Origin of the sequence: Streptomyces sp. WZ-12, from assembly GCF_028898845.1 — a bacterium.
In the GTDB taxonomy this organism is placed as follows: Bacteria; Actinomycetota; Actinomycetes; order Streptomycetales; family Streptomycetaceae; genus Streptomyces.
In genome coordinates this window covers 4,514,034-4,533,655 of the sequence record NZ_CP118574.1, presented here as the reverse complement: position 1 = coordinate 4,533,655, position 19,622 = coordinate 4,514,034, and the positions used below count along the sequence as shown (strand labels likewise).

Genomic DNA, 19,622 nt, shown 5'->3' with positions numbered 1-19,622 from the left:
ACCCCTCAAGGAATGGGCTGCGCCCATGAGTGCCCGCCCGTCGCCCGACCGCCACCCCTCAAGGAATGGGCTGCGCCCATGAGTGCTCTTAGCATCGACCACGTTTCGCGCTGGTTCGGCAATGTCGTTGCCGTCAACGACATCACCATGACCATCGCCCCCGGTGTCACCGGCCTGCTCGGCCCCAACGGCGCCGGCAAGTCCACCCTCATCAACATGATGGGCGGCTTCCTCGCCCCCTCCAACGGCACCGTCACCCTCGACGGCACGACGGTCTGGCGCAATGCCGCCAGCTACCGCCACATCGGCCTCGTCCCGGAGCGGGAGGCGATGTACGACTTCCTCACGGGACGCGAATTCGTCCTCGCCAACGCCGAGTTGCACGGCCTCGGCCGGGCCGCGGCAGCCCGGTCGCTGGCCACGGTCGAGATGGAGCACGCCCAGGACCGCAAGATCTCCACGTACAGCAAGGGCATGCGGCAGCGGGTGAAGATGGCCTCCGCGCTGGTCCACGACCCGTCGGTGCTGCTGCTCGACGAGCCGTTCAACGGCATGGACCCGCGGCAGCGGATGCAACTGATGGAGCTGCTGCGGCGGATGGGCGACGAGGGCCGTACGGTCCTGTTCTCCTCGCACATCCTGGAAGAGGTCGAGCAACTGGCCTCGCACATCGAGGTGGTGGTGGCCGGCCGGCATGCCGCCTCCGGCGACTTCCGCAAGATCCGCCGGCTGATGACCGACCGCCCGCACCGCTACCTCGTCCGGTCCGACAACGACCGGGCACTGGCCGGAGCGCTGATAGCCGACCCCTCGACGGCCGGCATCGAGGTCGACGTGGTGGAGGGCGCCCTGCGCGTCCAGGCCGTCGACTTCGGCCGGTTCACCGAACTCCTGCCGAGGGTCGCCCGCGACCACGGCATCCGGTTGCTGACCGTCTCGCCCTCCGACGAGTCGCTGGAATCGGTCTTCTCCTACCTCGTAGCGGCCTGAGGCCAGAAAGGAGCCCTGAGGCACATGTCCACGACCTCTCCCGCGGCCCCGCCGGCGCCCGCCGCCGCGCCCAAGGCCGCGCTCTTCCACCCGACCGTCGCCCGGCTCACCTACCGGGCGCTGCTCGGCCGGCGCCGCGCCCTGATCCTCTTCGCGCTGCCCGCCCTCCTGGTGGCGATCGCCGTGGTCGTCCGGGCGTTGACCGGCGCCGACGACGCCACTGCCGGTGGCATCCTGGGCGGCTTCGCGCTGGGCACGATGGTCCCGCTGATCGGCGTGATCGCGGGCACGGGCGCGATCGGCCCGGAGATCGACGACGGCTCGGTGATCTACCTCCTGGCCAAGCCGGTCCGCCGCTCGACGATCATCGTGACCAAGCTGCTGGTCGCGATCGGGGTGACCGTCGTGTTCTCGGCGATACCGGTGCTCGTCGCCGGCTTCGTCCTGAACGGCAACAGCCAGCAGATAGCCGTGGCGTACGCGGTGGCGGCGGCCATCGCCTCGGTCGCCTACAGCGCGCTCTTCCTGCTGTTCGGCACCATCACCCGGCACGCCGTGGTCTTCGGCCTGGTCTACGCCCTGGTCTGGGAGGCGTTCGTGGGCAACGTCGTGCCCGGGGCGCGGATACTCAGCATCCAGCAGTGGGCGCTCGCGGTGGGGCAGCAGGTCGGCGCCGACGGCGCGTTGAGCTCCGCGGTCCAACTGCCGCTCGCCGTCTGCCTGCTGGTGGCCGTCACCGGCGCTGCGACCTGGTACGCGGCACGTCGGCTGAAGGCACTGACGCTGGCCGGGGAGGAGTAGACGCGCTTGCCCCGCCCGGACGGGCGATCGTCCGGGCGGCGCCGGGTGTGGGCCGGGTGTGGGCCGGGCCCGCGGCGTCGGGCGGACCGTGGGTGGCTGGGTGGCTATTCGCCGGCGGTGGTGGTGTTGCCGGAGCCGCCGGTGGCGCCGTTCTTCTGGCCGTTGTTGAACTCCCGCACGTTCCGCAGGTGTTCCTGGTAGTCGGCGGTGAAGCGGGTGTCGCCCGGTTTGACGGTGACGAAGTAGAGCCAGTCGCCGGCGGGCGGCGCGGCCGCCGCCTTCAGCGCGTCGGCACCGGGGTTGGCGATCGGGGTCGGCGGCAGGCCCTCGAACTTGTAGGTGTTGTACGGGCTGTTGGTGCGGGTGTCGGCATGGGTGGTGTGCAGTGTGCTGCGGCCGAGCGCGTAGTTGATCGTCGAGTCCATCTGCAGCGGCATGTTCCTGGTGAGCCGGTTGTCGATGACCCGGGCGACCTTTCCCATGTCGGACGGCCGGTCCGCCTCGGCCTGCACGATGCTGGCGATCACCACGGTGCGGTACTGGGTGATGCCGTCGGCGGTGAGCCGCTGGCCGGAGGTCTTCACCATGTAGGAGAGCAGCGACTCCGGGGTGGTGTCCTTGCGGAGGGGGTACGTCGCGGGGAAGAGGTAGCCCTCGGGGTTGCCCTTCGCCTCGGCGGGCAGATCGAGGTGCGCGGTCTTGGCGGCCCTTGCGGTGGTGCCCTGGGGCACGTGCAGGGCCTGGTCGACGGAGGCGTAGATCTGAGAGGCCCGCTGGCCCTCCGGGACGGCGAGCTGACCGTACTGCCGCTCGCGCAGCAGCCGCGGCACGATCAGCACGGCGAGGACGAGCACGACACACAGAACGGCGACGAGGAGGAGCCAGCCGGTGCGGGAGAGCCGCGGTCCGGGCCGGCGACCGGCGTGCTGAACATCGCTCATGGGGGCACGGTAGGTCAGCCGGCTGTGCCGCGGCACGGTCACCTCGCGCGGGAGCGTGGCCGGCTCACCGGGCCGGCCGCCCGCCGATCGAACCGCGGCCCGGGCATCGCCACCACGCAGGGTCGCGCCGCGCTCACCACCCACGGCTAGACCGTTGGTGGGGCGACGGGGAGAAGGGCGCCGGCGGTGGGACGGCAGAGGGCAGTGGGAGCGGTGAGGGACGAGCGGGGTGACCTCCGCCCCACGGGGGCGCCGCGCCCGGGCTGGGCCGGCACCGCCCGCCCCCGGGCCGTCCGGCGCGGTCCCGCCTCGCTGCGTCCGCCCCAGCGGTAGTCAGCCCGCGACGCGGATCCGGGCCAGGCCGCGATGCCGGGCCAGGCCGTGAAGTCGGGCCCGGGCGGCTCGCCTTACCGATCCGGGTGCGCTCGCCTCCGGCGCGAGGGGTGCAACCGGCCAGCCAGGCCAGCCAGGCCAGCCAGGCCAACCGGGCCAACCGGGCCAACTGGGCCAGTCAGATCAGCAAGGCCGGCGAGGAGCGCAAACGGCGAGCAGGGGGCAGGGCGAGCCGCGAACCCGGTGGAGCCGGCAGGCCCCGTGGCCTGCGCACCGCTCAGTTCACCCCGCCGATCCGGCGGTCGCGGCCCGCGCCCAGGGCCAGGAGGGCGAGGCCGGCGCAGACGGCGAGCAGGAGGAGGAGCGGGACGGTCCAGCCGTCGGTGGCCTGGTGGACGGCGCCCAGGGCCAGGGGGCCGACCGCGGCCAGGAGGTAGCCACCGGTCTGGGACATGCCGGAGAGCCGGGCGGCGGTGTGTGCGTCGCCGGACCGCAGCACCATCATCGTCAGGGCCAGGCCGAGCGCACCGCCCTGGCCGACGCCGAGGATCGCCGCCCACAGCCAGGCGCCGGCCACCGGCGCGATCAGCAGCCCCGTGACACCGCAGGCCATCAGCGCGGAGACCGTCACGCCCAGCAGTCGCTGGCGACGCATCCGGCCGGCGAGCGTCGGGACCACGAACGAACCGACCATCTGCACCAGCGTGCTGAAGGCGAAGACCAGTCCGGCCTCGCTCTTGCCCATGCCGTGGTCGGTGAAGATCGTCGGCATCCAGGCGATGATCACGTACGCGATCAGCGACTGCGAGCCCATGAAGACCGTCACCTGCCAGGCGAGCGGCGAGCGGGTCAACTTCGGGCCGGACTCGGCGGTGTGGGCGGGCGTCGCCGCGGCCTCGCCGTGGTGCGTGCCCCGGCGGGCGAGCACGGCCTGCGGGAGCCAGACGAGGGCGGCCACGGCGGCGAGCAGTGCCCAGGAGACGAGGGAACCCTGCCAACTGCCGAGCGCGTTCTCCAACGGGACGGCCGACGCGGCCGAGACGGTCGCGCCGAGGATCATCGCGGTCGAGTAGAGCGCCGTCATGCCCGCCGCGCGCTCCGGAAAGTCCCGCTTGATCAGGCCCGGCATCAACACGTTGAGCAGGGCTATGGACGCGCCCACCACCGCGCAGCCGGCGAACAGCGCGGCGACCGGCGGCGCGATCCGCAGCACGATGCCGCCGCACAGCGCGACCAGCGCGCCGCACAGCGCCGCTTCGGTGCCCCAACGGCGCGCCACCCGCGGCGCGATGAGCGAGCCCAGGCCCATGAAGACGAGCGGAATGGTGGTCACCAGGCTGGTGGCGGTGGCGGCCAGGTGGAAGTGCTGCGCCATCTCGTTGAGCAGCGGCGAGACACCGGCGAGCGCCGCCCGCATGTTCACCGCGGCGAGGACGATGCCGGCGAGGAGGAGGGCGGGGTGGGTCCGCAGTCGGCGCCTGGCCGTGGCCACTTGCGGGGCCGGGATCAGATCTTCCTCGGCGTCGATGAGATCGACCGGAGCGGTCGAGTCGGTCCCTGGCATGCGTGCGTACCTAGCCAATCGTGCACTCGTGATGGGAGGGGAGAGAAGGGAGGGAGAAGAGGAAAGCAGGGGGGAATGAGGGGAGTTGGGGGGAGCGGAAGGGGAAAGGGCGGAGCCGCGGGGTCAGTCGTCGGCGGCGAGGAGGGCCTCTACGGCCCGCTTGGGCTTGTCCAGGAGGGCGCGGGTGGCGCGTTCGGCGGCGTCCGGGTCGCCGTGGGCGATCGCGTCCAGGACGGCGCGGTGGTCGCCGTGCACGATCTTCGGCATGGCCTGGTCGTCGAGGGCGGTGACCAGCGCCTCCCGTACGGAGCTGCTGAACCAGCCGTAGGTCGCCGTCAACGCGGTGTTGTGCGCGGCCTCGACGACGGCCTTGTGGAAGGCGATGTCGTGGTCGGCGTAGAGCTCCAGGCTGCCGGAGTGGGGCTGGCCCTCGGCGTCCTCCAGCTCGACCTGGGCGTCCAGGGCCGCCCGCATCCGGGCCAGGTCGGCGGGTTGGTGGCGGAGTGCGGCCAGCCGGGCGGCCTCCGCCTCCAGGGCGATGCGGAGCTCCAAGACGTCGCGGATGCCGGCCCGTTGGACGCCGCGCATGATCTCCGCCGGATCCGCGGTGGAGACGACGAAGGTGCCCTCGCCCTGGCGCGAGCGGAGCATCCCGGCGTGGACGAGGACGCGCACCGCCTCGCGGACGGTGTTGCGGCCGACCTGGAGCTGTTCGGCGAGGGCGTGCTCGGTGGGGATGCGGGTGCCGACCTGCCACTCGCCGGCGGCAAGCTGGGCGCGGAGGGCCTCGACGACCGTGTCGACGAGGGATTGCCGTCCTGCTGCCTTGAGTGCCATCGCCCTGTTTCCGTGCCCGTCCTGTGCGTCGTGTCGTGTCTGTGAGCCCGCGAGCCCATGAGTCAGGTGCGTCCGTGAGCCCGTCCTGCTGAGCACCGGCCATCGGCCACGGGCCACGGGCCATCGTGAGCCGCAGCGGTGGCAGCCGGCCAGGCCGCTCATGCTGTTCGCACCGCAGTTGCCCAGTCATCCTACAACTGACTGTTTCATGGGCCAGCTAAATGCTCTGCGGGTGAGATGGCCCGACGGCCCGCGGACAGCCCCCACGCACCTGCTAGAGCCGGACAAGACCAGAGGGCCAGAGACCAGAGCGCCAAAGCGCCAAAGCGCCAAAGAGCCAAAGGACCAGAGAGCAAGAGCGCAAGAGAGCAAGAGCGCAAGAGCGCAAGAGACCAGGAAACGGGGATCAGATGGCCGGGAGCTTTTACCACGTGTGCTTCGTCGTGCCCGATATGGCCGCGGCGATACGGGACTTGGGGGCGGCGGCCGGCGTCGAGTTCAGCGCGCCGCGGGCGGACCGGATCGGGGAGTGGGACTTCCGGATCGCCTTCACGCGGGGCGCCCCGCCCCACATCGAGCTGATCGAGCCGGCGGCGCCGGGCGGCCCGTGGGACGCGTCCGAGGGGGCGCGCTTCGATCACCTGGGTGCGACACGAAGTCGCATGGTTCGAGTGAGCGCGCTGATTGGAGGGCTGAGCACGATGACAGCAGCGTAGCTCCGGATAAGTGTTCACGGATCCGTCCCCGCTCTGACGTGCGTTGCTGGTAACGGCAGGGTGCGAAGCTCAGGGAAGACGCCCAAGGGCTCCCGCTCCATCCGGGGGTTACAGGCAAGGGGAAGGCCGGACGGGCGAGTACACGCGAACTCTCGATGATGCCTCGATATCGAAACCCCCGGAGATGGGATGAACCGCTGGGGGCAGGGCTGGCCGTTGCGAAACGGCAGGTGGCGGCTGGTGACTAGGAGCCAGCCGTGGAGAACACCACCGCCCCGGGGTACAGAGAGCGCCCACCCCGGCCGGATCTCGGCCATGCGGAACGTGAAAACCCCGTCGGGGTCCGGGACTTGTCCCGGTAAGCCGACCGTGAGGGAGGCCCAACTCCCCGGCGGGCGCAGGACGGTCCAAGAAGCCAATGCCGGTACGCCGAAAGGCGACGGGAAACCGGGACACCAAGGCCGCGCCCTTCGCGGTCGTCCCGCATAACCGGCCGGATACAGGCATCTGCCTGGCCTGAAAGGGAGCTGACGTGGACCGGGTGAGCCTTTGATGCACCAAAGCTGAAGTACCGGAACCGAAGGACAAGTTAGACACAGATGACGGCACACGCATTCGCTCTGGCGATGGCGGCCCTCGGAGTGAACGGACCGGAGGACGCGGCACCCGACTGGGACGCCATCAACTGGCGCGCCCATGAGGACCACGTACGGCGACTGAGGCAGAGGATCTTCAAGGCGACGAAGGACGGGGACCTGAAGAAGGTCCGCAACCTGCAAAAGCTGATGCTGCGGAGCCGGAGCAACACGCTGATCAGCGTGAGGCAGGTCACGCAGCGCAACGCTGGCCGCAAGACGGCAGGCATCGACGGCGAGGTCGCCCTGACCTCCCGCGAACGGGCGGATCTGGCGGAGCGGATGCACCGTGACGCCTCGCCGCTCAAAGCCCTGCCGGTCCGGCGGGTCTTCATTCCGAAGGCAAACGGAAAGCAGCGTCCCCTGGGAATCCCGGTGCTGGCGGACCGCGTGCAGCAGGCACGCGTGAAGAACGCGCTGGAGCCCGAGTGGGAGGCCCGGTTCGAGCCGAGATCTTACGGATTCAGGCCCGGACGGGGTTGCCACGACGCGATCGAGGCCATCTTCAAGACGCTGTGCGGCAACCGCAGCCAGCGTCGGTGGATCCTGGACGCGGACCTGGCCGGGGCGTTCGACCGGATCGACCACGACCATATTTTCGACAGTCTTGGGACCTTCCCCGCGCGGGGCATGGTCCGGGCCTGGCTGAAGGCCGGCGTGATCGAGTCCGGCGAGTTCACGCCGACCGACGAGGGAACTCCCCAAGGCGGCGTGATCAGTCCCGTGCTGCTGAACGTGGCCCTGCACGGAATGGAGAAAGTGGCAGGGGTCCGCTACCGGCCCAGCGTCCGTAGTGACGCTGAGACGGTCAAGGGATGCCCTGTGCTGGTCAGATACGCCGACGATTACGTAGCGATGTGCCACAGCCGCGAGCAGGCCGAACAGGTCAAGGCCGATCTCGCAGCATGGCTGGAGCCGAGAGGGCTCCGCTTCAACGAGGACAAGACACGCGTCGTCCACGTTGAGGAAGGGTTCTCGTTCCTGGGCTTCGACATCCGCCGCCAAGTCGACCGGCAGGGCAGCGGAAAGCTGCTCATCACCCCCAGCAAGGAGTCGGTCAAGCGGCTCCGGAAGCGGCTGTCCGCCGACGTGCGCTCCATGCACGGCGCGAACGCGGCCGCCGTGGTGTTCCGGCTCAACCCGGTCGTCCGGGGATGGTCGGCCTACTACCGGAGCGTGGTCTCCAGCCGGATCTTCACCGGCTTGGACCATCACGTCTGGCACCTCACCTACCGGTGGGCCAGACGCTCGCACCCGAACAAGTCGAGGGGATGGGTCGCGACCCGCTACTTCGGCAAGTTCCACAAGTCCCGGCAGGACCGCTGGGTGTTCGGTGACCGCGACAGCGGCGCCTACCTCACCAAGTTCGCCTGGACGAAGATCGTCCGACACGTCCCGGTCCACGGCGGAGCCTCCCCGGATGACCCCGCCCTGACCGTGTACTGGGCCGATCGGCGACGCAAGAAGAAGGCCCCGCCAGTGGACGAGCACACCGCCCGGCTCCTGAAGCGCCAGGGCGGACGCTGTCCCTTCTGCGGGGAACTCCTTCTGCACGCCGAGCACGAACCACGCAGTCCACGTGAGTGGGAACAGTGGTTCATGACCGTCCGGCGCGTGCTGGCCAAACAGCACATCGTCGAACAGGTCGGCGGCCAGGATCGGACCTTCTACCGGCTCCTCCACGCCCACTGCCGACGGCGGAACCTCGCCGGAACGGTGGTGCACCAGCCATGACGCCGACGCGGATTCCTCGTCGCCCTCGGGGCTTGCTTGAGCCGTGGTGCCTGGAAAGCGGGCATGCCCGGTTCTGAGGGGGGACCGCCGCAGCAATGCGGCGGTCCTACCCGACGGTTCTGGACGCGGTCGATCGAGGACGGCGGCCGGAGGCTGGCGGCGGCGGGGCTCCCGGAGGAGTTCAGCGGGTGCCCCTACGGGCGGCCGTTCGCCTACCACCGGGTGGGGAGCATCGGCGCCCGGGTCGAACTGGTCGATCTGGCCCGCCAGCCGGCCTTCCTGGCGGCCTGGAACCCGGGCGGGGAGCCGATGCCCCCGGTGGAGGCCGGGCCGGCTCCCGTGACCGCGCGGACGGTGAAGCCCCCGGTGGAGGGGCCTTGAACAGGCGCGCCTCCACCGGGGGGTCAGGGGTCAGGACCGCTGGGAGCGGGCCCTGAACAGATGGCACTTCAGCCCTGCTTGAGGCCCCGCTTGAGGCCCCGCTTGAGGCCCCGCATCAGGCCGCGCGGCAGGGCCCGCATCAGAGCCCGATGTCCCGCTCCTGGATGTCCGCCAGGGACTCCCGGCGGACCAGGAGCCGGGCGTGGCCCGAGGTGACCGCGACGACCGGCGGGCGGCCGACGAGGTTGTAGCCGGAGGCCATCGACAGGTGGTACGCGCCGGCCACGGGGACCGCGAGCAGGTCGCCGGGGCGGACGTCGGAGGGCAGTTGGACGTCGGAGGCGAGCACGTCGCCGGCCTCGCAGTGCCGGCCCACGACGGTGACCGGTTCGGTCGCGGCGGCCGAGTGGCGGCCGACCAACCGGGGCGCGTAGCGGACCCCGTAGAGCGCGGGCCGGGGGTTGTCGCTCATCCCGCCGTCCACCGCGACGAAGGTGGTGGAGCCGGTGCGCTTGACGGCGAGCACCCGGTAGAGGACGACGCCCGCGGGGCCGACGATGGCGCGGCCCGGCTCGATGGCCAGCCGGGGCACCGGAAGGCCGGCCGCCGCGCAGCCGCCGGCGAGTTCGGCGCGGACCTTGGTGGCGAGGCTGTCCACGTCGAGGGTGGGCTCGCCCGGGCGGTACGCGACGCCGTGGCCGCCGCCGAGGTCCAGCTCGGGCAGGATCACGCCGTGCTGCTCGTGGACCCGGGCCAGCAGGCCGACCAGCCGGCGCACGGCCGAGAGGTAGGGCTTGACGGCGGTGATCTGGGAGCCCAAGTGGCAGTGCAGGCCGACGAGTTCGAGGCGCGGTTGGCCCAGGACGCGGGTGATGGCGTGCTGGGCGGAGCCGTCGGCGAGGGACAGCCCGAACTTCTGGTCCTCGGTGCCGGTGCGGATCTTGGCGTGGCCGCCGGCGGCGATGCCTGGGACGACCCGGATCAGCACCTTCTGCCGGCTGCCCACCGGGACCGCGGCGGCCAGCCGGGCGATCTCGGAGGTGCTGTCGATGACGATCCGGCCGACGCCGAGCCGCAGCGCGGCCCGCAGGTCGGCGGGGCTCTTGGCGTTGCCGTGCAGCACGATGCGCTCGGGCGGGAAGCCGGTGGTGACGGCGAGTTCCAACTCGCCGGCGGAGCAGACGTCCAGGCCCAGGCCCTCCTCCGCGACCCAGTGCGCCATGGCGCGGCACAGGAACGCCTTGGCCGCGTAGTAGACGTCGGTGTCGGGGAAGGCGCGGAGGTAGGCGCGGCAGCGGCTGCGCACCTCGTCCTCGTCCAGGATGTAGGCGGGGGTGCCGAAGTGGTCGGCGAGTTCGGTGAGCGCGACGCCGCCGAGGGAGAGGTCCTCGTCGGCCAGGGGCACGGTGGAGGCGGGCCAGATGGCGAGCGCGTCGGCGTCCGGGGAAGCGGACGGGCGCGGGGCCGTCGTGCGCGGTGCGGGCGTTGCCGGGGTGCCGGCCGTCCGGGGCAGGGTGGTGTGGCTCATGGTGGGGATGCCGCTTCCTCAGACGGCCCGTAGGCGAGGGCTACGGGGGATGCGCGGTGCGGGGGTGAGGCGGGGCTCGCGCAGGACGTCGGGGGCCAGGCGCGGTTCGCGGGGCAGGTCGGCGGTCAGCCGCGGGTCGCGGGCGACGTCGCGGACCGGCCGCGGATCGTGCGCGAGGTCGGGGAAGGTCCGGCCGTCCCGCGCGAGGTCGGGGGTGAAGCGCGGGTCGACGGTCACGGTGGTCGCGCCGACGGGCTCGGTCAGCGCGCGCAGCGCGGGCTCGGAGAGCCGCACCCAGGGCTGGCCGCCGCCGAGAACCTCGGCCAGCCGCTGAAGCGAGGTGAAGCCGACGGCCGTGCGGCCGCCGAGCGGCGTGCGGAACAGGCGGGCGGTACAGCCCGCGGGTCCCGACCGGACGGGGACGAAGAGAGGTCCGGCCGGGACGCGATCAGCAGGCTCGGGGTCTTCCGCGGGGTGATGGTGGGACACGTCGTTCTCCTCGACGGGACGGCGGCCCCGGACCGTTGGTGGACTGTGCGCTTGCCGGGGCTCGGGCACTGACGCTATGCCCGCTGCGGGGGGCCTACGGCCGCTCCATGACGCTTCATTGACGCTTTGCGGACCGGACTTGACGCGATGCTGCCATCGTCGGCCGGAGTGTGCGGGCCGAAGTGCGCGGGCCGGTCGCTCCGTGCTGCGGGGATGCCGGCGGACGGTGACCGGATCCGGGCGTTCCGCTGCGGTTGCGCCGGTCCTCTGGGTGTGCGTGCGCCCGTCTTTCCGGTGTGCGGGCGGCGGGCGTTGACCTTGACACTGTGGAAACCGCTCGACTGGGAGGCGTCATGTTCAACATCGGAGATTTCGCCCGGTACGGCCGGGTATCGGCCCGGATGCTGCGCCACTACGACGCGATCGGGCTGCTGCCGCCGGCCCGTACCGACCCTGTCACCGGCTACCGCTTCTACGCGGCCGGCCAGCTCGCCCGGCTCAACCGCATCATCGCGCTCAAGGACCTGGGGTTCGGCCTCCAGCAGGTGGCGGCCATCCTGGACGAGCGGGTGGACGCGGCGGAGCTGCGCGGCATGCTGCGGCTGCGGAGGGCGGAGCTGGCGGCGGAGATGAGCGCGGCCGAGGCCCGGCTGGCGCAGGTCGAGGCGAGGCTCCGGTCGATCGAGAGTGAGGGACACATGTCCGTCGACGACGTGGTGCTCAAGCGCACCGAACCGGTCCTGCTCGCCGAGTTGAGCGGCACCGCCGTGAGCTACGGCCCCGAGGACATCGGCCCGGTCATCGCGCCGCTCTACGCGGAGTTGGGGCGCCGGCTGGACGCCGCCGGGGTGAGCGCGGCCGGCCCCGGGCTCGCGTACTACGAGGACGCGCCGGAGGGCGCCGGGGACGCGGTCGTGGTGCACGCCGGGTGCGTGGTCACCCGCGAGGAGTTGGCAAGGGCCGTGCGGGAGCGGGGAGATGACCCCGGAGCCGGGGTCTTTGCGACTGGCCGGACCGGGACCGGTTTCGACGTCGTCACGCTGCCGGGGCTCGACCTCGCGGCGACCGTCGTCCACCGCGGCCCGATGAGCCGGATCATGCCGACCGCGCAGCACCTGGCGCGCTGGATCGACGGCAACGGCTACCGCTCGGCCGGGTACGCCCGCGAGCTGTACCTGGAGTGCCCGGAGGACCAGGAGGAGTGGGTCACCGAGATTCAGGAGCCGGTCGTGCGGGCCTGAGGCAGGAGCCCGGGGGCGGCGCCCGGCGGCCTGAGTCCGGCGGTCGAAGTCCCGCCCGTCAGCCACCGGTTCACCGTCTCGGCGAACTCCACCGCCGCCGGGCCGAGCGCCGCCCACTGCCGCACCGCCCACCCGGTCGTCAGCGGTGGCAGCGCCGGTATCGGCACCAGGCGCAGGCCCGGGTGGCCGGCGGTGGCCCGGTGGCCGGGGAGGCGGGGGACGACGGCGGGGCCGACGCCGAGCTCGGCGAGCAGCAGCGCGGTGTCCCAGTCGGCGACGCTGGTGGCGCTGGGCCCCGGCACCTCTTCCCCGGGTTCCACAGGGCCCAACGCCCCCTCCCGGTGGCCGAGATGGCCGTCGAGGCGCATCCGGGAGGTGGAGTTCTCCGGCAGCCGGATGAGGCGGAGGCCGGCGAGTTCGTCCGGTTCGATGCGGTCGCGGGCGGCCAGCGGATCGTCGGCGCGCACCGCGAGCACCCACGGCAGGCCGATCACCGGGTGCTGCTCGATGCCCCGTACGGGCGGGCCGATGGTGATCCAGGCGAGGTCACAGTCGCCGTCCGCGACCGCCTCGAAGCAGCGGCGGCTGGAACTCTCGGTGTGGAACTCCAAGTTGACGTGCGGCTGCCGGTCCCGGAAGGCCACCACCGCGTCGGACATGAAGTGCCGGACGGTGGTGGCGCCGGTGGTGACCCGGACCGTCCCGCCGTCGCCCCGGCGCATGTCGGCGAGCCGGCGCAGCGCCAGGTCCAGCGTGCCCAGGCCGTCGAGGGCCGCGCGGTGCAGGATGCGGCCCGCGGCGGTCGGCGCCACCCCGCGCGGCCGGCGCTCCAACAGGCCGATGCCCGCCTCCCGTTCGAGGCGCTTGACGCGCTGGCTGACGGCGGACTGGGTGCAGCCCAGGTCGCGGGCGACGGCGCTGAGGCTGCCCGCCTCGCAGACGGCCACGAAGGCCCGCAGATCGTCGAGGGTCACCGGGCCACGGTAGCCCGCGGTCCGAGGCCAACCCAAGCCCCAGCTAAGGGATATGAAAGGAAACCCGAGGATTGACTTGGGGGTGGCGCCCCGGGACGATCGTTCGCAGGGCCCAGGGCGGCAACCCGGAACCGCGGACGGCCGTGCGGTTCCGGGTGCCGACCCGCACGGCCGTCCTACGGGGTCATGCCGTGGCCGGCGCCCGCTCGCCCGTGGGCGCGCCCTGCGCGTGCCGGCCGCCCGTACGGGAGCCGGATGCGGGCCCGTCTTCCGCGCGCGGCGCGCGCCGGACCACCGCGAGGACCAACAGGCCGGTGACGACCGCCACCAGACCGGAGATCAACGTGATCTCCCGCAGCCCGGAGAGGTAGCCGGCGGCGAGCGCGCCCCGGCCGCCCGCCGCGGCCCCGGAGTCGCTCAGCGCGCTGCTGAAGACCGTCCCCAGGACGGCGATGCCGAACGCGAACCCGAGCTGGCGGAAGGTGTTCACCGCCCCGCTCGCCATCCCGGCCCGCTGCGGCGGGGCCGCGCCCAGCGCCGCCGACACCAGCACCGGCATCGCCGCGCCGACGCCGAGCCCGCTCACCGCCAGGCCGGGGATGAGGGTCGCCCAGTCGGACCCGGTGCCGAGCAGCGCGGCGTGCAGCAGCCCGCCCGCGCCGATCAGCAACACGCCGATGCCGAGCGGGAGTTGGGGCGCCAGGCGCTGTAGCCACCGGCCGCCGAAGACGCCGACCAACAGGGACATCAGCGCCATCGGCGTCACCGCCAGCCCGGCCCCGATCGGGCTGAGGCCGAGCAGGTTCTGCGCCCACAGGCCCACGAACGTCAGGTACGGGAAGGCCGCCGCCTGCATCAGCAGCGCCGCCGCCATCAGCACCGCGAACGACGGGCGGCGCAGCAGCCGGAGGTCCAACAGCGGGGCGGCGGTGCGCCGTTCCGCCACCACGAACACCAGCAGCGCCAGGACGGCGAGCGCCAGCGAGGTCAGCGTTCCGGTCTCCGTCCAGCCGTGCTCGCCGCCGCGCATCAGCCCGTAGGTCAGCGCGCCCGCGCAGAGCGTGAAGGAGAGGGCGCCCGGCCAGTCGATGCGGGCGAGGGCGGACCGGCCGCCCGCACCGCCGCGCGCGCGGTCGGGGTCGCCGTAGGACTCGTTCAGGTGCCGCAGGGACAGCCAGACGGCGATCGCGGTCAGCGGCAGGTTGACCAGGAAGATCGCCCGCCAGTCGGTCCACTCGGTGAGCATCCCGCCCAGGACGGGGCCGACCGCGGCCGCCGCCCCGCTGGTGCCGCCCCAGATGCCGAACGCCACGCCGCGGTCCCGGCCCTGGTAGGCGGCCATCAGCAGCGGGGTGTTGCTGGCGAACATCGCCGCCGCGCCGACGCCCTGCACGACCCGGGCCGTGACCAGCAGGTCCGCGCCGGGCGCCAGCCCGCAGGCCAGCGAGGCGAGGGCGAACAGCACCAGGCCGCCGACGTAGACGCGGCGGCGCCCGAAGAGGTCGGCCGCCGAGCCCGCCACCATCAACAGCGCGGCCAGCGCCAGCGCATAGGCGTCCAGCACCCACTGGAGGGAGGTGAACGAGGCGCCCAGGCCGTCGGCGATCTTGGGCAGCGCGGTGTTCACGATCGTCACGTCGACGAGCAGCATGAAGTTGCCGAGGGTGATGGCCACCAGGGGCCACCATTTGCCGCGCGCCCTGGGGGCCCGGCCGTCGCCGCCCCCTCCGGGCCCGCTCCCGGGTGCGTACCGCATGATCATTTCCTCCGTTGGGTGGTGCGCGTCATCACGACGGCCGGGCAGGGCGCCCGGCCGGTGGTCCACTCTCCGCCGGGCCCGGCCCGCTTCCCCAGCCACGGCGCTGCCGACGGCGCAATCCGACACGGGTTAGCCTCCAACGGTGAAAACCGACGGTTCCGCCCCCCGGCCCGCGCCGTTCGACGACCTGGACCGCCGGCTCATCCAGGCCCTCCAGACCGACGGCCGGGCTCCCTTCAGCCGGATCGCCGCGGTGCTGGGCGTCTCCGACCAGACCATCGCCCGGCGCTACACCCGGCACCGCGGCTCCGGCGCGTTCCGGGTGCTGGGACTGGCCGAGCCGCGGGCGCTGGGCGAGGTGGAGTGGATGGTGCGGGTGCAGTGCGCGCCGGACGCCGCGCTGCCGGTCGCCGAGGCGCTGGCCCGCCGCTCGGACACCTCCTGGGTCAGCCTGATGTCCGGCGGCACCGAGATCGCCGCGGTGTGCCGGGCGTCCAGCAGCGAGCACAGCGACGCGCTGCTGCTCCAGAAGCTGCCGCGCACCCCCAGCGTGGTCGGGGTGACCGCGCACTGCCTGCTGCACGAGTTCTACGGCGGCCCGCAGAGCGCGGTCAGCAAGTCCGGCGCGTTGACCGGGGAGGAGGTGGCCCGGCTGAGCCCGCCGCCGCCCCGGCCGCTCGACGGGCCGGTGGTGCTCTCGGACGCCGACCGCCGGCTGTTCGAGGCGCTGGGCCGGGACGGCCGCGCCCCGCTCGCCGAACTGGCCGCGGTCACCGGCTGGTCGCCCACCACCGTCCGCCGCCGGCTGGAATCCCTCCGGTCGGACGGCGTCCTGTACTACGACGTCGACTACGCTCAGCACGAGTACGGATACGGCGTGATGGTCGCCCTGTGGCTGTCGGTCGCGCCCGCCGAACTCGCCGCCACCGGCGAGGCGTTGGCGGCGCACCCGGAGGTCGCGTTCGCCGGTGCCACCACCGGGCCGCACAACCTCTTCGCGTCCATCCTGTGCCGGGACACCGGCGCGCTCTACACCTACCTGACGACCCGGATCGCGGCCCTGCCCGGCGTGCGGACGATGGAGAGCGCGCCCCGGATCCGGCACATCAAGGGTCCGGGCCCCTACCTCGCCCCGGTCACGACGAGGAGCCGCCGATGAAGCCACCGCCGCCCCGGGTCCTGGCGGTCCGGGCGAAGGAGTGGGTGTGGGACTGGGTGCGGTCGACGCCCGGGACCCACATCTGGCTGCTGATCATCGGGATCACCAGCCTGGTGATCGCCTCGGCCTCCGAGGGCCTTGAGCAGTTCCTCCTGCACCGCAACAGCAGCAACATCCACGAGCTGAACGAGCACCCGGTGCCGGCGCTGCTGATCAGCGGGTTCTGGATCGAGCAGCCGGGCTCGTTCCTGCTGTACGCGGTGATGTTCGAGCTGGTGCACGCCAACGTCGAGCGCTGGATGGGGAGTTGGCGCTGGCTGCTGACGGTCGGCGCGGCGCACATCGCGGCCACCCTGGCCAGTCAGGAACTGGTGCTGCTGGCCATCGAGGGCCACCGGCTGCCGCGCTCGATGACCCACGTCGTGGACATCGGCGTCTCCTACGGGCTGGCCGCCGCGGCCGGCGTGCTGACCTACCGGCTGCCGCCGCCGTGGCGCTACGTCTACCTCGTCGGGGTGCTGGCCTTCTTCGGGGTGCCGCTGGCGACCGGCGCGACCTTCACCGACTTCGGGCACGCCATCGCCCTGGCGATGGGCCTCGCGTGCTGGCCGCTGACCCCGGCGGCCCGCGTCGGGTCGGCGGACGGGGACGGGGGCCCCTGCTCGATCGAGGGCGGCACCTCGGGGCGGACGGGGCCGGGCGGCGGAGCCGGTGTGCCGCCGCCCGGGGGCCGTCAGGAGTAGAGCCGCTCCAGGACCACGGCGATGCCGTCGTCCTCGTTGGAGGCGGTGATCTCGTCGGCGACGGCCTTGAGTTCGTCGTGGGCGTCGGCCATCGCCACGCCGTGCGCGGCCCAGCCGAACATCGGGATGTCGTTGGGCATGTCGCCGAAGGCGATGGTGTCCCTCGCCGTGACGCCCAGGCGGCGGGCGGCCAGCGAGAGGCCGGTGGCCTTGGTCAGGCCCAGCGGCAGCAGCTCGACGATCCGGGGCCCGGCGACCATGACGCCGACCAGGTCGCCGGCGACCTGCCGGGCGGCCGCGGCCAGCGCGTCGTCGTCCAGGGTCGGGTGCTGGAGGTAGACCTTGTTGAGCGGCGCGGCCCACAGCTCGCCCGGGTCGTCGACCGGGAGGTGCGGCAGCGGGCCCTCCTGGACCTCGTAGCCGGGGGTGACCAGCACCTCGCCGGCCAGGCCGTCCCGGCTCGCGGCCAGGTGGAGCGGGCCGACCTCGGCCTCGATCTTGGACAGCGCGAGGCCGGCGAGCTGGCGGTCCAGGGTCACCGAGGTCAACAGCCGCTGCTCGCCGGCGTGGTAGACCTGCGCGCCCTGCCCGCACACCGCCAGGCCCCGGTAGTCCAGGGCGTCGAGGATGTGCCGGGTCCAGGGCACCGCCCGGCCGGTGACGACGATGTGCGCCGCGCCCGCCGCGGTGGCCGCGGCGAGCGCCTCACGGGTGCGCTCGGAGACGGTCTCGTCGTGGCGCAGCAGCGTCCCGTCGAGGTCCGTCGCGATGAGCTGGTACGGCAGCGGCGACCCCGCCGGGGCTGAGGGATTCACTTGGCGACGGGCTCCAGGACCTCACGGCCGCCCAGGTAGGGGCGGAGCACCTCGGGGACGCGGACCGAGCCGTCGGGCTGCTGGTGGTTCTCGAAGAGCGCCACGATGGTCCGCGGGACGGCGCAGAGCGTGCCGTTGAGCGTGGCCAGCGGGCGGACCTTCGGCTTGCCGTCGTCGGTCTCCCGCATCCGCACCGACAGGCGGCGGGCCTGGAACTCGTTGCAGTTGGACGCCGAGGTCAGCTCGCGGTACTTGCCCTGGGTCGGGATCCACGCCTCGCAGTCGAACTTGCGGGAGGCGGAGGCGCCCAGGTCGCCGGTGGCGACGTCGATCACCTGGAACGGCAGCTCCAGGGAGGTCAGCCACTGCTTCTCCCACTCCAGCAGCCGCTGGTGCTCGGCCTCGGCGTCCTCCGGCGCGACGTAGGAGAACATCTCCACCTTGTCGAACTGGTGGACCCGGAAGATGCCGCGGGTGTCCTTGCCGTAGGTGCCGGCCTCGCGGCGGAAGCACGGCGAGAAACCGGCGTAGCGCAGCGGCAGTTGCCCGGCGTCGACGATCTCGTCCATGTGGTACGCGGCGAGCGGGACCTCGGAGGTGCCGACGAGGTAGTAGTCGTCGCGCTCCAGGTGGTAGACGTTCTCGGCGGCCTGGCCGAGGAAGCCGGTGCCCTCCATGGCGCGCGGGCGGACCAGGGCGGGCGTCAGCATCGGCGTGAAGCCGGCGGCGGTGGCCTGCGCGATGGCGGCGTTGACCAGCGCGAGCTCCAGCAGGGCGCCGACGCCGGTGAGGTAGTAGAAGCGCGAGCCGGAGACCTTGGCGCCGCGCTCGACGTCGATGGCGCTGAGCAGTTCGCCGATCTCCAGGTGGTCCTTGGGCGTGAAGCCCTCGGCGGCGAAGTCGCGGAGGGTGCCGTGCGTCTCCAGGACCGTGAAGTCCTCCTCGCCGCCCACCGGGACGTCGGGGTGGACGATGTTGCCCAGCTTCCGCAGCAGCGCCTGGGTCTCTTCCTTGGCCTCGTCCTGCTCGGCGTCGGCGGCCTTGACGGCGGCGGCGAGCTCGCCGGCCTTCTTCAGCAGCTCGGCCTTCTCCTCGCCGGCGGCCTTGGGGATGAGCTTGCCGAGCGCCTTCTGCTCGGAGCGCAGCTCGTCGAAGCGCACGCCGGACGACCTGCGCCGCTCGTCGGCGGAGAGGAGCGCGTCGACGAGCTCGACGTCCTCTCCACGGGCGCGCTGGGAGGCGCGCACACGGTCGGGGTCCTCACGAAGCAGGCGAAGGTCAATCACCCCACCAGGCTACCGGGGACGGGAGCGCCCCTCGAAGCGCTATTCGCGGATGCGGCTTTTTGCCCGTTTTGCGGTTATTTATTCCATGGTGGGGAAGCGAGGAGGGAGTGCGGTGGCGGCGAGGAGGAATCGACTCGGCGGGGCGTTCGCGGGCGGTGGTCATGAGGGTTGTCGCGGCGGTTGTCGTGACGCTTCGTGAGGCCCTGCGGAATTCCCGGTTCATACCGCGAAAAGGGCATTCGCGGCATGGATTCCCTTGGGGTCGGCGCCCCGTCGCCGCGGTTGCGCCCAGGTTATCCCCCGGGTTGTCCACAGGGGTGAGGGGTTGGCGGATTCTTATCCACAGGCTGTGTGTGAGATCTGTGGAAGCCGGAATTGATCATTCTGCACCCGAAATGCTCGCTATGGATTCTTCGTCCAAACCCTGTTCACGCACTCTTTCGTGTGGGATTACCTCGCCCTAAAGGATTGATCGCGGGAATTGTGCTGACGCGCGCCCCAGTGGTCCACTGTGGGTAACTGTGGACACATGTGGGGTCACTAGGGGGATATGTCGACTCTGTCCGACTCCCATGTCGACTTACCCACAGGTCGAGAAGCGGGCCTGTGGATAACTTTGTGGACAACCACAGGGGCGGTCGGAGGGCACCTCGGAACGGCGCCTCCGGTCCCACCGAAGGCGCAGGTCACAGCCCG

Annotated in this window: 17 protein-coding genes; 8 read left to right on the top strand and 9 right to left on the bottom strand. The window is 72.3% G+C overall.

The window, feature by feature from the left end; translation table 11 throughout:
• Nucleotides 1-78 precede the first annotated feature (78 nt).
• Nucleotides 79-990, top strand: coding sequence for an ABC transporter ATP-binding protein (locus tag PV796_RS19485; RefSeq protein ID WP_274914575.1), 912 nt, complete (start codon nucleotides 79-81; stop codon nucleotides 988-990).
• A 24-nt stretch (nucleotides 991-1,014) separates the two neighbouring features.
• The gene (locus PV796_RS19480; RefSeq protein WP_274914574.1) at nucleotides 1,015-1,791 is read left to right on the top strand and encodes an ABC transporter permease; all 777 of its coding nucleotides are present in this window, start codon (nucleotides 1,015-1,017) and stop codon (nucleotides 1,789-1,791) included.
• Nucleotides 1,792-1,895: 104 nt separating this feature from the next.
• On the opposite strand, the gene mltG is transcribed toward PV796_RS19480, so the two are convergent.
• The 3 genes from mltG to PV796_RS19465 form a co-directional block, all read right to left on the bottom strand.
• A complete protein-coding gene (gene mltG / locus PV796_RS19475) occupies nucleotides 1,896-2,732 on the bottom strand; it encodes an endolytic transglycosylase MltG (RefSeq protein ID WP_274914573.1) in 837 nt (278 codons plus the stop codon).
• A gap of 610 nt (nucleotides 2,733-3,342) precedes the next feature.
• Nucleotides 3,343-4,629, bottom strand: coding sequence for a CynX/NimT family MFS transporter (locus PV796_RS19470; RefSeq protein ID WP_274914572.1), 1,287 nt, complete (start codon nucleotides 4,627-4,629; stop codon nucleotides 3,343-3,345).
• 123 nt (nucleotides 4,630-4,752) lie between these two features.
• Nucleotides 4,753-5,466, bottom strand: a complete 714-nt coding sequence (locus PV796_RS19465) for a FadR/GntR family transcriptional regulator (RefSeq protein ID WP_274914571.1) — start codon at nucleotides 5,464-5,466, stop codon at nucleotides 4,753-4,755.
• A gap of 410 nt (nucleotides 5,467-5,876) precedes the next feature.
• Here PV796_RS19465 and PV796_RS19460 point away from each other — a divergent pair, with 410 nt between their 5' ends.
• The 3 genes from PV796_RS19460 (at nucleotide 5,877) to PV796_RS19450 (ending at nucleotide 8,932) form a co-directional block, all read left to right on the top strand.
• Nucleotides 5,877-6,182, top strand: coding sequence for a VOC family protein (locus tag PV796_RS19460; protein WP_274914570.1), 306 nt, complete (start codon nucleotides 5,877-5,879; stop codon nucleotides 6,180-6,182).
• 599 nt (nucleotides 6,183-6,781) lie between these two features.
• The gene (gene ltrA, locus PV796_RS19455) at nucleotides 6,782-8,551 is read left to right on the top strand and encodes a group II intron reverse transcriptase/maturase (RefSeq protein ID WP_274914569.1); all 1,770 of its coding nucleotides are present in this window, start codon (nucleotides 6,782-6,784) and stop codon (nucleotides 8,549-8,551) included.
• A 63-nt stretch (nucleotides 8,552-8,614) separates the two neighbouring features.
• Entirely contained in the window at nucleotides 8,615-8,932 is a 318-nt protein-coding gene (locus PV796_RS19450; RefSeq protein ID WP_274914568.1) for a hypothetical protein, read from the top strand.
• A gap of 139 nt (nucleotides 8,933-9,071) precedes the next feature.
• Here the strand turns inward: PV796_RS19450 and lysA are convergent, their stop codons facing one another.
• On the bottom strand, nucleotides 9,072-10,460 hold the full coding sequence (lysA, locus tag PV796_RS19445) for a diaminopimelate decarboxylase (RefSeq protein WP_274914567.1): 1,389 nt from the start codon (nucleotides 10,458-10,460) through the stop codon (nucleotides 9,072-9,074).
• An 18-nt stretch (nucleotides 10,461-10,478) separates the two neighbouring features.
• Nucleotides 10,479-10,949, bottom strand: a complete 471-nt coding sequence (locus tag PV796_RS19440) for an SAV_915 family protein (RefSeq protein WP_274914566.1) — start codon at nucleotides 10,947-10,949, stop codon at nucleotides 10,479-10,481.
• Nucleotides 10,950-11,302: 353 nt separating this feature from the next.
• On the opposite strand from PV796_RS19440, the gene PV796_RS19435 reads away from it, so the two are divergent.
• Nucleotides 11,303-12,190, top strand: a complete 888-nt coding sequence (locus PV796_RS19435; protein WP_274914565.1) for a MerR family transcriptional regulator — start codon at nucleotides 11,303-11,305, stop codon at nucleotides 12,188-12,190.
• Here the strand turns inward: PV796_RS19435 and PV796_RS19430 are convergent.
• Together PV796_RS19430 and PV796_RS19425 are read right to left on the bottom strand one after the other, a co-directional pair.
• Nucleotides 12,166-13,164 (bottom strand): LysR family transcriptional regulator, encoded by a 999-nt coding sequence (locus PV796_RS19430; protein WP_274914564.1) that lies wholly within the window; start codon nucleotides 13,162-13,164, stop codon nucleotides 12,166-12,168. The two genes, PV796_RS19435 and PV796_RS19430, sit on opposite strands and share 25 nt — an antisense overlap.
• Nucleotides 13,165-13,348: 184 nt before the next feature.
• Nucleotides 13,349-14,920 carry an MFS transporter gene (locus PV796_RS19425; protein ID WP_274914563.1) on the bottom strand — a complete coding sequence of 524 codons (1,572 nt, stop codon included), beginning with the start codon at nucleotides 14,918-14,920 and terminating at the stop codon, nucleotides 13,349-13,351.
• A 145-nt stretch (nucleotides 14,921-15,065) separates the two neighbouring features.
• On the opposite strand from PV796_RS19425, the gene PV796_RS19420 reads away from it, so the two are divergent.
• Together PV796_RS19420 and PV796_RS19415 are read left to right on the top strand one after the other, a co-directional pair.
• Nucleotides 15,066-16,082 carry an Lrp/AsnC family transcriptional regulator gene (locus PV796_RS19420; protein ID WP_274914562.1) on the top strand — a complete coding sequence of 339 codons (1,017 nt, stop codon included), beginning with the start codon at nucleotides 15,066-15,068 and terminating at the stop codon, nucleotides 16,080-16,082.
• Nucleotides 16,079-16,825 (top strand): rhomboid-like protein, encoded by a 747-nt coding sequence (locus PV796_RS19415; protein WP_274914561.1) that lies wholly within the window; start codon nucleotides 16,079-16,081, stop codon nucleotides 16,823-16,825. The genes PV796_RS19420 and PV796_RS19415 overlap by 4 nt, the downstream gene beginning before the upstream one ends.
• Here the strand turns inward: PV796_RS19415 and PV796_RS19410 are convergent.
• Both PV796_RS19410 and serS read right to left on the bottom strand, forming a co-directional pair.
• On the bottom strand, nucleotides 16,816-17,640 hold the full coding sequence (locus tag PV796_RS19410; RefSeq protein WP_274914560.1) for an HAD family hydrolase: 825 nt from the start codon (nucleotides 17,638-17,640) through the stop codon (nucleotides 16,816-16,818). The two genes, PV796_RS19415 and PV796_RS19410, sit on opposite strands and share 10 nt — an antisense overlap.
• On the bottom strand, nucleotides 17,637-18,926 hold the full coding sequence (gene serS / locus PV796_RS19405) for a serine--tRNA ligase (RefSeq protein ID WP_274914559.1): 1,290 nt from the start codon (nucleotides 18,924-18,926) through the stop codon (nucleotides 17,637-17,639). Before serS ends, PV796_RS19410 begins: the two co-directional genes overlap by 4 nt.
• Between the last annotated feature and the right edge of the window lie 696 nt (nucleotides 18,927-19,622).

What these genes read in the sequence shown, in the direction of transcription:
- PV796_RS19415 (WP_274914561.1), top strand. Translation starts at nt 16,079, where the DNA reads ATGAAGCCACCGCCGCCCCGGGTCCTGGCGGTCCGGGCGAAGGAGTGG.
- PV796_RS19485 (WP_274914575.1), top strand. Translation starts at nt 79, where the DNA reads ATGAGTGCTCTTAGCATCGACCACGTTTCGCGCTGGTTCGGCAATGTC.
- PV796_RS19460 (WP_274914570.1), top strand. Translation starts at nt 5,877, where the DNA reads ATGGCCGGGAGCTTTTACCACGTGTGCTTCGTCGTGCCCGATATGGCC.
- mltG (WP_274914573.1), bottom strand. Translation starts at nt 2,732, where the DNA reads ATGAGCGATGTTCAGCACGCCGGTCGCCGGCCCGGACCGCGGCTCTCC.
- PV796_RS19435 (WP_274914565.1), top strand. Translation starts at nt 11,303, where the DNA reads ATGTTCAACATCGGAGATTTCGCCCGGTACGGCCGGGTATCGGCCCGG.
- PV796_RS19465 (WP_274914571.1), bottom strand. Translation starts at nt 5,466, where the DNA reads ATGGCACTCAAGGCAGCAGGACGGCAATCCCTCGTCGACACGGTCGTC.
- PV796_RS19425 (WP_274914563.1), bottom strand. Translation starts at nt 14,920, where the DNA reads ATGCGGTACGCACCCGGGAGCGGGCCCGGAGGGGGCGGCGACGGCCGG.
- PV796_RS19450 (WP_274914568.1), top strand. Translation starts at nt 8,615, where the DNA reads ATGCCCGGTTCTGAGGGGGGACCGCCGCAGCAATGCGGCGGTCCTACC.
- PV796_RS19480 (WP_274914574.1), top strand. Translation starts at nt 1,015, where the DNA reads ATGTCCACGACCTCTCCCGCGGCCCCGCCGGCGCCCGCCGCCGCGCCC.
- lysA (WP_274914567.1), bottom strand. Translation starts at nt 10,460, where the DNA reads ATGAGCCACACCACCCTGCCCCGGACGGCCGGCACCCCGGCAACGCCC.
- ltrA (WP_274914569.1), top strand. Translation starts at nt 6,782, where the DNA reads ATGACGGCACACGCATTCGCTCTGGCGATGGCGGCCCTCGGAGTGAAC.
- PV796_RS19470 (WP_274914572.1), bottom strand. Translation starts at nt 4,629, where the DNA reads ATGCCAGGGACCGACTCGACCGCTCCGGTCGATCTCATCGACGCCGAG.